The organism is Eggerthella sp. AM16-19 (assembly GCF_003474385.1).
GTDB lineage: Bacteria > Actinomycetota > Coriobacteriia > Coriobacteriales > Eggerthellaceae > Senegalimassilia.
Genome location: NZ_QUCY01000014.1, coordinates 56,923 through 73,134 on the forward strand (window position 1 = coordinate 56,923; position 16,212 = coordinate 73,134).

The 16,212-nt window shown below is 59.1% G+C and carries 15 protein-coding genes and 1 rRNA gene; all 16 read right to left on the bottom strand.

What is annotated here, in order from left to right; all coding sequences use genetic code 11:
• Positions 1-236: 236 nt before the first annotated feature.
• A complete protein-coding gene (gene truA / locus DW178_RS06880) occupies positions 237-1,130 on the bottom strand; it encodes a tRNA pseudouridine(38-40) synthase TruA (protein ID WP_118350275.1) in 894 nt (297 codons plus the stop codon).
• A gap of 95 nt (positions 1,131-1,225) precedes the next feature.
• Entirely contained in the window at positions 1,226-4,684 is a 3,459-nt protein-coding gene (gene dnaE, locus DW178_RS06885; RefSeq protein ID WP_118350276.1) for a DNA polymerase III subunit alpha, read from the bottom strand.
• A gap of 283 nt (positions 4,685-4,967) precedes the next feature.
• Positions 4,968-5,237, bottom strand: coding sequence for an ATP synthase F1 subunit epsilon (atpC, locus tag DW178_RS06890; protein WP_042435044.1), 270 nt, complete (start codon positions 5,235-5,237; stop codon positions 4,968-4,970).
• Between the two features lies 1 nt (position 5,238).
• The gene (gene atpD / locus DW178_RS06895) at positions 5,239-6,693 is read right to left on the bottom strand and encodes a F0F1 ATP synthase subunit beta (protein ID WP_042435046.1); all 1,455 of its coding nucleotides are present in this window, start codon (positions 6,691-6,693) and stop codon (positions 5,239-5,241) included.
• On the bottom strand, positions 6,694-7,596 hold the full coding sequence (atpG, locus tag DW178_RS06900) for an ATP synthase F1 subunit gamma (protein WP_118350277.1): 903 nt from the start codon (positions 7,594-7,596) through the stop codon (positions 6,694-6,696).
• Positions 7,597-7,607: 11 nt separating this feature from the next.
• Positions 7,608-9,179 (bottom strand): F0F1 ATP synthase subunit alpha, encoded by a 1,572-nt coding sequence (gene atpA, locus DW178_RS06905; RefSeq protein WP_181859444.1) that lies wholly within the window; start codon positions 9,177-9,179, stop codon positions 7,608-7,610.
• Positions 9,173-9,751: an ATP synthase F1 subunit delta gene (gene atpH / locus DW178_RS06910; RefSeq protein WP_118350278.1), complete on the bottom strand. Its 579-nt coding sequence runs from the start codon at positions 9,749-9,751 to the stop codon at positions 9,173-9,175. Before atpH ends, atpA begins: the two co-directional genes overlap by 7 nt.
• Positions 9,741-10,280, bottom strand: a complete 540-nt coding sequence (gene atpF / locus DW178_RS06915) for a F0F1 ATP synthase subunit B (RefSeq protein ID WP_081468976.1) — start codon at positions 10,278-10,280, stop codon at positions 9,741-9,743. The genes atpH and atpF overlap by 11 nt, the downstream gene beginning before the upstream one ends.
• Before the next feature lie 121 nt (positions 10,281-10,401).
• Complete coding sequence (gene atpE, locus DW178_RS06920; protein ID WP_042435060.1) at positions 10,402-10,614, bottom strand: ATP synthase F0 subunit C; 213 nt, start codon at positions 10,612-10,614, stop codon at positions 10,402-10,404.
• A gap of 124 nt (positions 10,615-10,738) precedes the next feature.
• A complete protein-coding gene (gene atpB, locus DW178_RS06925) occupies positions 10,739-11,527 on the bottom strand; it encodes a F0F1 ATP synthase subunit A (RefSeq protein ID WP_118350279.1) in 789 nt (262 codons plus the stop codon).
• Between the two features lie 40 nt (positions 11,528-11,567).
• Positions 11,568-11,867 carry a hypothetical protein gene (locus tag DW178_RS06930; protein ID WP_286168563.1) on the bottom strand — a complete coding sequence of 100 codons (300 nt, stop codon included), beginning with the start codon at positions 11,865-11,867 and terminating at the stop codon, positions 11,568-11,570.
• Between the two features lie 189 nt (positions 11,868-12,056).
• Positions 12,057-12,542 (bottom strand): deoxycytidylate deaminase, encoded by a 486-nt coding sequence (locus DW178_RS06935; protein WP_118350281.1) that lies wholly within the window; start codon positions 12,540-12,542, stop codon positions 12,057-12,059.
• A gap of 78 nt (positions 12,543-12,620) precedes the next feature.
• Entirely contained in the window at positions 12,621-13,877 is a 1,257-nt protein-coding gene (gene glyA / locus DW178_RS06940; protein WP_118350282.1) for a serine hydroxymethyltransferase, read from the bottom strand.
• 170 nt (positions 13,878-14,047) lie between these two features.
• Positions 14,048-14,488: a ribose 5-phosphate isomerase B gene (rpiB, locus tag DW178_RS06945; protein ID WP_118350283.1), complete on the bottom strand. Its 441-nt coding sequence runs from the start codon at positions 14,486-14,488 to the stop codon at positions 14,048-14,050.
• A gap of 93 nt (positions 14,489-14,581) precedes the next feature.
• A complete protein-coding gene (locus DW178_RS06950) occupies positions 14,582-15,190 on the bottom strand; it encodes an L-threonylcarbamoyladenylate synthase (protein ID WP_118350284.1) in 609 nt (202 codons plus the stop codon).
• Between the two features lie 741 nt (positions 15,191-15,931).
• Positions 15,932-16,046 (bottom strand): 5S ribosomal RNA (rrf, locus tag DW178_RS06955).
• Positions 16,047-16,212 lie beyond the last annotated feature (166 nt).

Genomic DNA, 16,212 nt, shown 5'->3' on the forward strand with positions numbered 1-16,212 from the left:
AAGGGGCTTCTTAGTTGATAGGCAAGGCCTTCGGATTGCTATGCGAACGACGGCCGACACTCGAAGAGCCGTCCGTCACGCCAAGCGCGAAGCACGAACGCTCGTCAGATGACCGTGCTCATCCTCGAACACGCACAAGCGCTTATCCCGGCTTTCGTATAGATGGGTGAACTTCGCAAGATGGCGTTTTCTTTCCGCCTTGCTCCCGGAGCGCTTGGCTTCCTGCTTGCCCGCCATCAGTACTGCACCTTCCAAAACACCAGGCCGGCGGCTGGAGCATTCTCCCCGGCCGCGGTTCGGTCGCGAGCTTCAAGCACCTCGCGTACCCATTCGGGCTTGCGCAGGCCGCGGCCCACCATGACCAGCGTGCCCACGATGGTGCGCACCATGGAATGCAGGAACGCATTACCCACCACCTTGATGGTCAGCACCTCCTCGCCCATGATGGTCTCGCGCGAAAGCGAGATCTCATGCACGTTGCGACACGTGGGCTTGCCCACGGCGCTGGCCGCCATGCAGAAGCTTTTGAAGTCGTGTTCGCCTTCCAGGTAGCGCGCAGCCTGCTGCATCGCCGTTATATCCAGGTCGGCATGCACGAACCAGCTGAAATCGCGCATGAACAGCGGCGGCGTGTCATCCAGGCAGATATGGTAGTGGTATTCGCGCCATTGCGCGTCGAACCGCGCGCTGAAGCCCGGATCACGCTCCTCGACCTTGCGCACCGTGATGTCCTCATGCGTCAACGCGTTCAGACTTCGACGTAGGCTGTACAGGCTACGGCTTTCAAGCTCCTTGGCGGAAACGTTGAAGCTGATCACCTGGCCAAGCGCATGTACTCCCGCATCCGTGCGACCAGAGCACACCACTTCCACCGGCCTGCACATCACCAGGGACAGCGCCTGCTCAAGCTCTCCCTGCACGGTAAGCTTGCCAGGTTGACGGGCAAAGCCGCAAAACGGGCCGCCATTGTAGGACACCGTCAGCGACAAGGTGCGCTCAGCATCCTCACGTTCGAAGCCCACAGCGTCGCTCGCCCGTGCGGCATCGGCATACGCCGTTGCGCCCTCGGTTTGCGTCGGCGCAGCTTCCGCTTGCAACGTTTTCTCGATATGCTCAATCGTTTCATCCATACGGTCCATGATACGCGACAACGCCCGGCAAAAGAAACGGGACCCGGATTCACATCCGGGTCCCATGGGATATCCAATACCAAGCGGCATGCCCGCTACGCAGTCAGCACGTTATAGCCGAACAGATCCGTCAACTCGCTGCGCATGATGGGGCTTTCTGCATCCACCGTGACCGGAAGCTCCGCCCGGAACTTATGCCCATCGTTTTGCCTCACGAACAGCACCACGCCATCGCGTCCCGGATACGATTTCAAGATACGGCTCAAGCGCATGGACTTCGATTGGTCGAAATCCGACATCGGCACGCTCAGGCGCAGCTGACGAGGCTTCGCGTCCTCTTCGCTCAGCTCAAGCGTTTCCGCCTCGAACACCATGATCTGGTTGCCGCGATCGGAATGCTCGAACTTGCCCTTGATCTTGACGATAGCATCCTCTTGGATGGCCTCGGCGTTCTCCTCGTACTTGAAGCAGATGCACTCCACATGGCCCGTAGTGTCTTCCAGGTCGAACGTGGCCATCTTCGTGCCGCGCTTCGTCAGCTTCGTCACAACATTGGATACCATTCCCACGAACACCGCGGACTTGATCTCCTTCGTGCGCTCGGCTAAATCACCCAACTGCCACTTCGTAATGCGCGAGATGTAGTTCTCGTACGGCGTGAGCGGATGGTCCGAGACGTAGATCTTCATGATCTCCTTCTCGTACGTCAGCAGCTGGCGCTTTGGCCACTCCACTCCGTCAGGAGCGGGCACATCTTCCTGGAAACCCGAATCTGCATCGTCTGCGAACAGGTCGAACATGCTCACCTGACCACGATCGCGGTCCTTCTGGCGCTTCGCAGCGCCTTCCAGAAGCGGCGTCTCCTCGATGAAATACATGAGCTGCTTGCGCGTGTACCCCGTCGAATCGAACGCACCGCCCTTGATGAGCGCTTCGAGTGTCTTTCGGTTGTAGCACTTTGCATCGACGCGGTTCACGAAGTCGTGCAAGCTGGTAAACGGGCCGTTCTTTTCGCGCTCCTCGATGATCTCGTCCGCTACGTTGCGACCAACGCCGCGCACGCCGACCAGGCCGAAGCGGATGCCGTTCTCAACCGGCGTGAACTCGGCGTTCGACGAATTGATATCCGGCGGCAGCACGGGCGTGCCGTTATGATTGCAGCTAGAGATATAGCGAATCAAGCGGTCGGTGTTGCCCATGTAACTGGACAGCACTGCAGCCATATACTCGTTCGGGTAATGCGCCTTCAGGTAAGCAGTGCGCATAACCAGGATCGAGTACGCAGCCGAATGCGACTTATTGAACGCGTACTTTGCGAACTTCTCCGCGTCGTCCCAGATCTTCTTTGCGATCTCAAGCGAGTACCCGTTCTCGACCGCGCCGTTGTTCCAGTCCTCCTGCAGCATGCGCATGATGTCGAGCTTCTTCTTGCCCATTGCCTTGCGCAGCTTGTCTGCCTTGCCGGCGGAAAAGCCGCTCATGACCATGGACACTTGCATGATCTGCTCTTGGTACACCATGGTGCCGTAGGTTTCCTCAAGCACCGGGCGCAGGCGTTCATCATAGTAATGCACAGGAGTCTTGCCGCTTGCAACCTTGACATAGTCGTCGACCATGCCGGACTCCAACGGGCCCGGACGATTCAAAGCGATAGAAGCGACGATGTCGCTGAACCTCTTCGGTGGCAGACGTGCGAACAGGCTGACGTACAAGCCGCCCTCAACCTGGAACAAGCCGTCCATATTGCCCGAACGCATGAGGGCGAACGCCGCCTCATCGTCAGTGGGAATCTCCTCGGGGATAATCTTGCGACCCGTGGTCATCTCCACGTTGCGACACGCGCGCGAAAGCACGCCCAACGTGCGCAAACCAAGGAAGTCCATCTTCAGCAGGCCCAGGTCCGGCGTGTAATGGCCGTCATATTGCGTGATGATGCCGCCACCCTTGGTATCACGCTTGACCGGCACGTGATCGGCCATAGGGTCTCGGCAGATGATGGTTGCGCACGCATGCACGCCCTCGCCGCGCACGTGGCCCTCGATGGACTGCGCCGCGTCTACGACCGCCTTGACATCCTCTTCGGTGTCGTAAGCCTTCTTCAGATCGGGGTTGGTGTCCAGCGCCTTCTGGATAGTGATACCCAGCTCGTCGCCGATCATCTTGCAGATCTTGTCGCCTACGCTGTAGGGATAGTCGAGCACGCGCGCCGCGTCGCGCACGGCGTTTTTCGCCTGCAGCTTGCCGAACGTGATAACGCCCGTAACGTGATCGGCGCCGTACACCTCGCGAATGTGCTCGATGACCTCTTGACGACGTTCATCCTCGAAGTCGCAGTCGATATCGGGCATCTCAACGCGTTCCGGGGAAAGGAATCGCTCGAATAGCAAGCCGTTGGAAAGCGGCTCCAAGTCGGTGATACCCATGGCATATGCAACGATCGAACCGGCAGCAGAACCACGGCCTGGTCCAACACCGATGCCCTGGCTTCGCGCCCAGTCCAAGTATTCCTGCACAATCAGGAAGTACGCAGGGAAGCCCTGCTGGATGATGACGCTCATCTCATATTCGGCACGATCGAGCGGCTCTTTGGGAATGGGATCGCCGTAGCGCTTCTTCATGCCTTCGAGCACCTGATGGCGGAACCAGCTCTCGTCCGTCTCGCCCTCGGGAAGCGGGAACTTCGGCAGAATGGAATCGCGCTCAAGGATGACGTTGCACTTCTCGGCAACCTCCACCGTGGTATCGCATGCCTCGGGGAAATCGCGAAGCGCCTCGCGCATCTCCTCTTCGGTTTTCATATAGAACTGGTCGTTCTCGAACTTCATGCGATTCGTATCGTTAACGGCGGAGCCCGTGCCGATGCACAGCATGATATCCTGCGCCTTCGCGTCTTCCTGCAGCAGGTAGTGGAAGTCGTTCGTTGCGATGGTCTTCAGGCCCGCACGGTGAGCAACCTCGGTAAGCTGGTGATTCAGCTCGGTTTGCGTAAGCCCACCGTCGGTGCGGATGCCCTGGTTTTGCAGCTCGATATAGAAATCGCCCGGCTCGAAGCAGCTCGCGAACTTGTTTGCCCACTTCACCGCCTCATCGAACTGACGGTTATCCAGCAGTTTCGGAATGATGCCCGCGATACACGCAGACGATCCGATAATGCCCTTGCCATACTTCTGCAACATGCTGAATGTGGTACGCGGCTTGTAGTAGAAGTTGTCAACATGAGATTCGCTGACCAGGTTCAACAGGTTGTGATAGCCTTCGTTGGTTTTGGCGAGCAGCAGCAAGTGGTAAAGCTTGGGCTTCACATCCTTGCGAAGCTCCTCGTCGGTGGTGAAATACACTTCGCAGCCGTAAATCGGCTTGACCTTCTTGCCGGTTTCCTTCTCAACGGCGGCACAAGCATCGCACAGCTCGGGGACGCCCGACATAACGCCATGATCGCTAATGGCGACAGCAGGCATGTCGAGCTCGGCCGCGCGGCGTACCATATCCTTGATATGGGTGAGGCCGTCAAGCAACGAGTATTCGGTATGGTTGTGCAAATGAACGAACGCCATGGATGCGCCTCGAATCTTCTCGCAAGTGATGTGCTGCGCTTCGGTCAGGCTGGGCGCCGATTGACAGAAGCAGGGTTTTCCGGTTCCTCATGATAGCAGCCTTTAGCGCACGTGTGTTCGAACAAACGATGGATTTCGCGCGGGGTTTCATACGGCCATATGCAAAACGGCCCCCGCCTTTCGGCGGGAGCCGTTTCAGGTGAACAGCCGATGGATACGACCGTCGCGTTGCCAGCAGTCGCACCAGCGGCCGCGGATTCAGATGTTCAAGCCAACACCCAGGCTATGCAGCAACAGGCGTTGCGCTATCGGCAAGGATGATCACCTTGTCGTCGGTAACCTGCACGTAGCCGCCCTTGACTTCGTAGCGCTGCACGGGGCCGCCCTCTGCAGGCGTCAGGCGGATCTCGCCATCAGCCAGCACGGACACCAACGGAGCGTGACCGGCCAGAAAGCCCATCTCGCCCTCGACGCCCGGGACGACGACCATTTCAACCTCGCAAGCTGCAAGCTTCTCGGCAGGCGTGACGATGTCGCACTTGAAGCTAGCCATACTACGCTTCTTCCTTCTTCATTTCCTCGTAAGCAGCGTAGACGTCGTCGATGCCGCCCTTCAGGCGGAAGCACTGCTCGGGGATCTCGTCGCACTCGCCGTCGAGGATGGCGGCGAAGGAACGGACGGTGTCCTCCATCTTGACGTACTTGCCGGGCAGGCCGGTGAACTGCGTTGCCACGTGGAAGCACTGGCCGAAGAACTGCTGAGCCTTACGCGCACGGGAAACCGTGAGCTTCTGCTCCTCGGACAGCTCGTCCATACCAAGGATGGCGATGATGTCCTGCAGGTCCTTGTAGTTCTGCAGCAGCTCCTGGATGCCGGTGGCCACACGGTAGTGCTCCTCGCCCACGATTGCGGGATCCAGAGCGCGGGAGGTGGACTCCAGCGGGTCGACGGCCGGGTAGATGCCCAGCTCGGCGATGGAGCGGGACAGAACCGTCTTCGCGTCCAGGTGCGTAAACGTCGTGGCCGGAGCGGGGTCGGTCAAGTCGTCGGCGGGCACGTAAACTGCCTGCACGGACGTGATGGAACCCGTGGACGTGGACGTGATGCGCTCCTGCAGGTCGCCCATCTCGGTAGCCAGCGTGGGCTGGTAACCAACGGCGGACGGCATACGGCCGAGCAGTGCGGACACCTCGGAACCGGCCTGCGTGAAGCGGAAGATGTTGTCCACGAACAGCAGAACGTCCTGGCCCTGATCACGGAAGTACTCGGCCTCGGTCAGACCAGCCAGGCCGACGCGCAGACGGGCTCCCGGAGGCTCGTTCATCTGGCCGTAGACCAAGCAGGTCTTATTGATAACGCCAGAATCGCTCATCTCCAGGTACAGGTCGGTACCCTCACGGGTACGCTCGCCAACGCCGGTGAACACGGAAGTGCCGCCGTGCTCCTGAGCCAGGTTGTTGATGAGCTCCTGGATGATAACGGTCTTGCCAACGCCGGCGCCGCCGAACAGACCGGTCTTACCGCCCTTGACGAACGGCTCGATCAGGTCGATGGCCTTGATGCCCGTCTCGAAGATCTCGGTCTTCGTGACCAGCTCGTCATACTCGGGAGCAGGACGATGGATGGGCATGTAGCCGGTGACTTCGGGCATGGGCTTCTCGTCAACGGGCTCACCCATGACGTTCCAGATGCGGCCCAGGGTCTCCTGGCCGACGGGCATCATGATGGGATGGCCCGTATCCAGGACGTCCAGGCCACGGATCAGACCGTCGGTCGAGCTCATGGCGACGGAGCGGACGATGTTGCCCGGCAGGTGGGTTTCGACCTCGAGGACGACGTGCAGGTCGCCCGCCTCGGTCTTAGCGTCAACCGTCAGCGCGTTGTAAATCGCCGGCAGCTGATCAGGGGGGAACTCGACGTCAACAACAGGACCGACGATACGCACGATGCGACCCGTGGCGCCTTTGCTGGCCTCGACCTCCTCCTTAGTAAACAAATGTTCAGCCATTTAATCCTCCAAAGCAGCAGCGCCACCGACGATTTCCGAAATCTCGGTCGTGATAGCGCCCTGGCGTACGCGGTTATACAATCTGGTCAACGTGTTAACCATCTCGGTGGCATTGTCCGTTGCCGACATCATGGCGTTGCGGCGTGCGCCCTGCTCAGCAGCTGCCGAGTCGATCAGCGCATGATACAGCGTAGTGCGAACATACGCCGGCAGCAGCTGGTCAAGAACAGCTTCAGGGCTCGGCTCGAAGATCACATCGCCCTCAAGCTTCTCACCCGCGGACTCGTCAGCGGTCTCAGCCTTAGCGGCTTCGAAGGCCGACGTGTCGACGGGGAGCAGCAACTCCTCGCGAAGCTGCTGCTCTGCCGAATTCTTAGCGTGGTTGTACACCACGATGACCTCGTCGATCGATCCGTTGGCGTAAGCATCCACCGCATACGCGGCGATTTCGTCCGCTTCCTCGACCGTAGGGTCGGCGGACTGGCCAGCGAAGGCAAGGACCGGCTCGACACGGCGATACGTGTAATAGCCGATGGCCTTCTTGCCGCAGGCAACGACGCTGACCTCAGCGCCGGCCGCCTGCTTGCTCTTCATCAAATGATCGACTTGGCGCAGCACGTTGCTGTTGAAGCCGCCGGCCAGACCGCGGTCCGACACGACGACGACGATCAGCACGTTCTTGACCTCGTCATGCTTGCGCAACAGCGCATTCTCGGAGCCACCTACACGCTTGGCAACGTTGGCCAACATTTCGACCATGGACTCGGCGTACGGCGTAGCCGCCGCCACGCGTTCACCGGCAAGGCGGATCTTCGCAGCAGCAACCATTTCCATGGTACGCGTGATCTGCTTCGTCGAAGAGACGGAGCCGATACGCCTTTCAATGTCGTGAAGGTTGGGCATCTCTACCTACCTTACGCCGTGGGAGCGAACTGAAGCTTGAAAGCCTCGATCGCAGCGTTGGTCAGGTTCTCGACGTCACCAGTCCACTTACCGGCCTTGGCCAGCTCGTCGAACACCTCCGGCTTGGAAGCATGCAGGAACTCCAGCAGCTCGGTGCGGAAGCGCACGATGTCCTCGGTCGGGACATCGTCCAGGTAACCCTTGCCACCAGCGTAGATGGCAACGGCCTGGTCGTAGACGTCCATCATGCAGAAGCGGTTCTGCTTCAGCAGCTCGGTCATGGCAGCGCCGCGGGTCAGCTGATCTTGCGTGGCCTTGTCCAGATCGGAACCGAACTGGGTGAAGGCCTTCAGCTCACGGAACGCGGCCAGGTCGAGCTTCAACGTACCGGCAACCTGCTTCATCTGCTTGATCTGCGCAGAGCCGCCGACTCGGGACACGGAGATGCCCACGTCGACTGCAGGGCGCTGACCCTGGAAGAACAGGTCGGTCTGCAGGTAGATCTGACCGTCGGTGATGGAAATGACGTTCGTCGGGATGTAGGCGGAGACGTCGCCGGCCTGGGTCTCGATAATCGGCAGAGCCGTCATGGAGCCGAGACCATTCTGCTCGTTCATCTTCACAGCACGCTCCAGCAGGCGCGAATGCAGGTAGAAGATGTCGCCCGGGTAAGCCTCGCGTCCCGGCGGGCGACGCAGGGTCAGAGACATCTGACGATAAGCCACGGCCTGCTTGGTCAGGTCATCGTAGACGATGAGCACGTGACGACCCGGGTTCTCCGGACCGGCGGGCTTGCCGTCCTCGCCGTTGTAGACGAAGTACTCGCCCATTGCAGCACCAGCCATCGGGGCGATGTACTGCAGCGGAGCGGAATCGGAAGCGGAAGCGTTGACGATGATGGTGTAGTCCATCGCGCCATGCTTCTCCAGGGTCTCCTGCACGTTGGCCACCGTGGAGGCCTTCTGGCCCACGGCGACGTAGATGCAGACCATGTCCTTGCCCTTCTGGTTCAGAATGGCATCGACGGCGATGGCGGTCTTGCCGGTCTGACGGTCGCCGATGATCAGCTCGCGCTGACCACGGCCGATCGGGATCATAGAGTCGACGGCCAGGATACCGGTCTGCATCGGCTCGTGAACGGGCTTACGGTGGATAACGCCCGGAGCCTTGAACTCGACCGGGCGGGTGCCCTCGGCCTTGATCTCGCCCTTGCCGTCAAGCGGCATGCCCAGCGGGTTCACGACACGGCCGAGCAGGGCCTTGCCGGACGGAACCTCAACCAGACGACCGGTGGTCTTGACCGCGTCGTTTTCCTTGATTGCTGCGACATCGCCCAGCAAAACGGCGCCCACTTCATCCTCTTCGAGGTTCTGTGCCATACCGTAGACAACCTGGCCGGTAGAGCTGGTGAACTCCAAAAGTTCGCCTGCCATCGCATTTTTCAGGCCATCAACGCGAGCGATACCGTCGCCCACCTGGATAACAGAACCCGTCTCGCGGGATTCCACACTGGTGTTCAGCGCATCGAGCTGCTTGCGCAGCGCCGCGTCAATAGACTGTGCGGTGATTTCAGTCACTAGCATTCACCTCCATCTGTGGAATGTTTCAGCACGTTGCGAGCTGCCTCAAGCTGCGACGTCATGCTGGCGTCGATTCGCTTGCCGTTGGCGCTCATCAAAATGCCGCCGATCAGGGACTTGTCGATGTTTTCACGCAATACGACTTTGGTGCCCAAGTCGGCTTCGGCTTTCTTCGTAATAACCTCGCGCAGGTGATCGTCGAGCGGCACGACGGTGGTTACGTCGACCACGGTGACGTTCAGCTTGCGTTCGACCTGCTCTCCGTAGCTCTCCCATACGCGCGAGAGCAACGCGAAGTCCCCGCGCTCGGCCATGACGGCCAAGACATCGATAAGGACCGGATGTGCCTGCGCGAACACGTTGCGCGCAAGGCTGTTCCTCTGCTCGGGCGTATAAGAGCTGTCTTGCAAAGAGCTAGAGAGATCCATGTTCGAACGCATAATGCGGATAATGCACTCGGCTTGGTCGCGAACCTCCAGCACCGCATCCTGGCCGCCAGCCGCTAAAGCGGCATCTAGCAGAACGGATGCATAGGTTGCAACCTTTTCCTTTTGAACATGGCGGTTAGTTGGCATTGAAACTGCCCGCCTCGTTCACGTAGCGCTCGATGATCTTGCGGTGCTCGTCATCGTTGAGATCCTCGCCGATCAGGCGGGAAGCCACGGCGACGGACAGGTCGGCCACCGAACCCTGGAGCTCGGCGATAGCGGCCTTCTTGTCAGCCTCGATGGCAGCATGGGCCTTCTCGATCATACCGGCAGCCTCAGCCTGGGCCTTGGCGGTGATATCGGCCTTGACAGCCTCGCCCGTCTTCTTGGCGTCGGCGATGATCTGCGCGGACTGCGCCTTGGTTTCCTCCAGCTGGCGCTTGTACTCGGCGAGCACGCGCTCGCTTTCAACGCGAGCGTTCTCGGACTGCTCGAGAGCGTCCTTGATGGTGGTCTCGCGCTTGACAAGCATGCCCTCGAACAGCGGCCAACCGAATTTCGCCAGGATGATCCACAAGATGATGAACGCAACGAGCATGGGGATGAACTCATCCATCTGCGGCAGGATAGCCGCAACGCCGCTGCCTTCATCGGCAAATGCCTGAGCAGGAAGCATAGCGCTTGCCGCGCCGAATGCGACGGCTGCGCTGCCGCAACCACGGAGCACTTTGTTCTTAACGTTCAACTCGCTTGCCTCCTTTCCTTAGCTTATAGGTCTTGCTTGAGTCGAAAACCTGTTAGCCAATGAAGAAGAGGACCAGGCCCAGCAGTGCCAGAGCCTCGGACATAGCAGCGCCGATGAAGAAGTAGCCCATCAGGGTGCCCTTCATCTCAGGCTGGCGTGCAGCGGACACGCACAGGCCGTACGTTGCAACGCCGATGCCGATGCCGGGGCCGATGGCGGCGAGGCCATAGCCGACGACCTTCAGCGCAGCGAGCGTGATTTCCATAATTACCTCCTTCGTTGAACCCGGAGCCTTCTCCGCGCTCATGCCAATATGCCCAAGCTGATCTATTCATGTCAGCTGTGGTGCCAAACAGAACAGGTGGCGGCTTGCGCCGCCGGTCCGCGCATCAGTGGGGATGAACCGCCATGCCGATGTAGGAAGCGGACAGGATGGTGAATACGTATGCCTGAAGGAACGCCACCAGGCACTCCATGGCATACATGAGGACCAGCAAAACGAACCATGCGACAGCAGGCAGCGCGGTAACGAAGTCCATGCTGAAAACAGCCTGCTGCAGGAACACGGTGGTTGCCAAAGAGAACACGGCCAGGACCATATGGCCTGCCAGCATGTTGCCGTAAAGACGAACGGCCAGCGTCAACACGCGGATGACCATGGAGAAGAACTCCAGGAACCAGATGATCGGGACCATGGGGCCGGGAACACCGGAGGGCACGAGGCTCTTGATGTAGCCGAACACGCCCAGCGTCTTCAGGCCGTAGAAGTTGAAGTACACGAACGAGATGGCAGCGAGCGCCCACGTGATGGAGATGGTGCCCGTGGTGGCCTTCGCACCCGGGATCAGACCCACGACGTTAGCGATGAGGATGAAGAAGAACAGCGTGCACAAAAACGGGATGTGCTTCTTGAAACCCTCACCGATAACGTCCTGGCCGATGCTCGTGTTCACGAAGTCGTAGCCATACTCGACGGTGTTCAGGAACTTGTTCTTCGGGACCAGCTGAAGCTTGCGGCCTCCGACCAGAACAACCATCAGCACCAACGCCAAAATGAAGAACATGTACAGCGTGTACTGGCTGATGTCCCAACCGCCGATAGAGAATACGGTGTGGGAATCGAAAGTTTCGGAGAGGTGCCGTGCCTCTTCGACGAACTTGTTGAGCGCCTCGCCCATCTCAGATCATCCCAGCCTTTCCAATAAACGAATCCGACAATTACCGTGCCACGTTTTTACGCCACACGTACACTGCGGTACAAACGATAAGCGAAACGATTTCGGCCATGCCGAAGGGAAACACCGACGGATGCGCGACGAGCGCACATACGATCAACGCGACCGCAACGACCACAAGAGACACGAACGTGCCCCCCAGGCCGTAAAGCGCCGCATTGGCGACCGATACCGAAGGATGCTTCCGAGCCAAACGCAGAGCCGCGAACAACGGCAGAAAGCCGATAAAACCGGTTATGGCACCGATAAGGATGGCAGCAACCATTACCTGCGTTTCACCCAAACCTTTCGTTAATCAAGATTCCCGCATAAAAAACCAGAGCTAATGATAACGTAGAACCACTCAGGCCCCCTCTAAACTCCGCAATCGCCACAAAACGTTGGCAAACGGCGTGATTTTATTCGATTTTGCAGACTATTTACCCAGTTCTACTTTTTCTCTTATTAACAAAACCGCGATAGTGTTCAGTTTTTATGCATTTGCATTATTTTGCATAGAGTCATCGTATACACGCAGCTTGATGCCCGCTTCGCGAAGCATGGACATCGCCAATTCATCTGGATAGGGGTTCGAATAGATGATTTCCTCGATATCGGCGTTGATGAGCATCTTCGCGCACACCACGCATGGCTGGGTGGTAATGTAAATCGAGGCGCCCGTGATATTGATACCATAACGTGCAGCCTGGATGATCGCATTCTGCTCCGCATGCAATCCCCGGCAAATCTCGTGACGCTGGCCGCTTGGCACCCCCAGCTGCTGACGCAAGCAGCCCGTTTCCGCACAGTGAGCCAGCCCCGTGGGAACGCCGTTGTAACCTGTGGCAAGGATCCTGCGATCTTTGACGATGATCGCGCCCACGGCGCGGCGAAGGCACGTGGTGCGCGTAGCGACCTCGTTGGCAAGCGTCATGAAATACTCGTCCCAGCTTGGACGGCGATCAGTGCTCCCGGGCATCGGCCCCTCCCCTTCCATGCACCAACGGCCGGGCAAGGACTCCTTGCCCGGCCGTTGGCTTATACCTTTTGTTTACTGTTAATACTCCAAGCCAGGATACAGCGGATGCTTCTCCAGCATGGCATCGATCTTCGCCTTGACGCCTGCCAGCTTCGCCTCATCTGCGGCGTTGAACACGGTTGCAGCGATGCACTGGCCCACCTCGTAGAAATCCTCTTTGGTAAACCCACGGCTGGTGGCGGCGGCGCTGCCCACACGGATACCGCTGGCAACGAACGGGCTGCGCTGCTCGTTGGGGATGGTGTTCTTGTTCACCGTCAGGCCGACGCTTTCCAAGAGCTTCTCGGCATCCTTGCCGGTGACATCGGCGGGAGTCAAGTCGACCAGACACAGATGGTTGTCCGTTCCGCCCGACACCAAACGCAGGCCGCCATCGGTCATGCCCTGACCCATTGCAGCGGCGTTCTCCACCACATGGTTGATGTATTCCTTGAAAGCCGGCTGCAGGGCCTCGCCGAAGGCAACGGCCTTGCCAGCGATAACATGCATGAGCGGGCCGCCCTGGCTACCCGGGAACACGGCAGAATTGATCTTCTTGAACAGGTCCTCATCGTTCGTGAGTATGAAGCCGCCGCGCGGACCACGAAGGGTCTTATGGCTGGTGGACGTGACGATGTCCGCATAAGGAACCGGGGAAGGATGCGCGCCCGTGGCAACCAGGCCGGCGATATGGGCCATGTCGATCATAAGGTATGCGCCGACTTCATGCGCGATCTGCGCCATACGCTCGAAGTCGATGATGCGCGGATAGGCAGAGGCGCCGCCGACGATAAGCTTAGGCTGATGCTCTTTCGCCAGCTTCTCCATCTCGTCGTAATCGATGGTCTCGGTTTCGGGATCAACGCCATAAGAAACGACGTTGTACAGCTTGCCGGAGAAGTTCGCCGGGCTGCCATGGGTCAGGTGGCCGCCGTTATCCAGGCTCATGCCCATAACCGTATCACCCGGCTTCACCGTGGCGAAATATGCGGCGAGGTTGGCATTTGCACCGGAGTGCGGCTGGACGTTCGCAAACTTTGCACCGTACAGCTTGCAAGCGCGCTCGCGTGCAAGGTTCTCGACGATATCGACCTTCTCGCAACCGCCGTAATAACGCTTTCCCGGCAAGCCTTCGGCGTACTTGTTCGTAAGAACGCTGCCCATGGCCTCCATCACGGCTTGAGACGTGAAGTTCTCGGATGCGATCAACTCGACGGACGAACGCTGACGAGACAGCTCTTGCCCAAGCGCGCTTGCCACTTCCGGATCGGTTTGCTTCACATGATCGATAGCCATGAGGACACCCTTCCAATTGATTAATCGTTGCAAACTGTACTCTAGCACATACCGCGCAGCCCCACAGGGTATGCACATCCTCGCAATCATCCGGTAACGATACGACCCTAAACGGAAAAACGGCCGACGAAACGTCGACCGTTTTCAGTGAGTGAAGTCATTGATTGCCGCTATTTTCCCTCGAGCGCCATGATCTTCTCAACACGACCTGCATGACGTCCTCCGCCGAACTCGGTGGAAAGGAACGCCTTCAAGATCTCCTTGTTGGCCGACAGATCGACGAAGCGACCGGAAAGCGTGATGACGTTTGCATCGTTATGCTCACGGCACAGCGCAGCGAAAGCGGGAGACACGATATTTGCAGCACGAATCCCATCAACCTTATTTGCGGCGATAGCCATGCCGATGCCAGTGCCGCACACCAACACCCCGCGTTCAGCGTCACCGTTGACAACATCATTGGCAACGACCTTGGCGAAATCCGGGTAGTCGACACGATCATCGCAATCCGGCCCGCGATCGATAACGTTATGACCAAGTTCCTTCAAGTACGCAGCCAGCAACTGCTTCTGATCAAAACCTGCATGGTCGCTTGCAATGCTGATATTCATGTATCTACGCCTTCCACTGATAGATGCCTGCATAGCTGATGGTACACCCGCATATGTTGTCGCACCTGCTCAAATACATTACCCACGCAATCCTTATGATTGAACCGCGATGTCGTCAAAGGAGATTCCGCCTTCGCGAACGACCCTCAAACCTCCGCCAGTGCAGTCGACAACCGTAGACGCCACGCCGCTGTGCAACGATTCAATGGGATCTCGCAAAGCGCACCCCACCCTTGCGAGCAATTCCGCATCAAGCGACTCAAATCGAGACACCGCGGCTCTACCGCTGATGTTAGCAGACGTCGTGGCAAGCGGGCTTCCAACACGGCGAATCAGAGCAAGCGTTGTTTCGTTGGCAGGCATACGCAGCCCAATGGTGCCCGACTCCGATCGATAAGATACCGGCACTGAATCCGAGGCTTCAACGATAACGGTAAGGGCACCCGGCCAAAACCGCTGAACAAGCTGACAAACAGCAGAGGGAAGATTCTTACCATACCGCTGCAGATCGTCAATCGACCCAACAAGCCAAGCGATAGGCTTTCCAGCGTCTCTTTGCTTAATAGCAAAGAGAACATCCGGCCCAGAAGCTGCGTGAACAGCAACACCCACACCATAAACTGTATCGGTCGGGAATATGCAAGGTCGACCGTCTCCCAAGGCCACAGCAGCATCCTCCAAGGTGTCCGGCACCACAGTCATGCAAACCCCCGATCAAAGAACATCGCCCAAAATCATCTATCGAAAATGTTCGCCAAAAAGTGTAGCACCGAAAGCGACAATCGCAGAACCGACCACACAAGCCAATAGCAGCATAGACATAATAAGATCAAAGGAGCATATACCCCCACGCACCTCAGAAACACGCGGCACATAACGCCGGCACCATAACGGTGGACGCCCAGGGCAAAATCTTTTCGATACCGCAGAGTGCCGAGAAAGCGCGAACCGATCCACCGCCGTCAAATTGCTAGTCCAAGTTAATGCTAGAAGGCCCGCAGGGAGCCCACGCAATTCCTCCGGCACATGCCGTGCACAGGACCGGTCCAGCAAGAAGCCCTCGCGCAGACCCTCCGGCAGCGAACGGCCTCGGAATACAGAAAGACCCGCAGGGGGCGATCCCCCTGCGGGCACGCGGCCCGGGCCCGCGAACCGCGCCGGAGCCTCATAAAGATAAAAAAAGCGCCGGCCCAGCGCGCGACGCCGATCAAACCGCCCCGCCGGACAATGCCCCAAGACGCGGAGAGGCCCGCAAGGGACGATCCCCTGCGGTACGTGCTCGCCCCACGATGCCGGGCGGGGGCCGTATGCGCCGCAACGCCGATCGGCCCGCCCGCGAAGCCGCGACCTCCCCATAACGCGGAGGGGCCCGCAGGGGGAGGTCCCCCCGCGGGGCCCCTCCCGGCGCATGCGGCGTGCGCACATATAGAAAAGCGCCCTCCGCGAGCGCGACGCCCTGCCCTCCCGCGGCCTCGCGCTGCAGTACTCTCGGCGAAGGCGGGCTTAACTGCCGGGTTCGGGATGGGACCGGGTGATCCCCGCCTCTGTGGTCGCGCTCGCGGGGGGCGCTCCCCCGCGGCTCAGATATTCGAGCCTGCCAGGAACCCCTGTCCGGGGCGACCCTGGCGGCCGCATGGCGGGCACGGCAGAAGATGGCGCATCGCGCTCGGTGCTTTAATCGAGGATGCGAAGAGCTCGGGCTATTAGTGCCGCTCGGCTGAGCG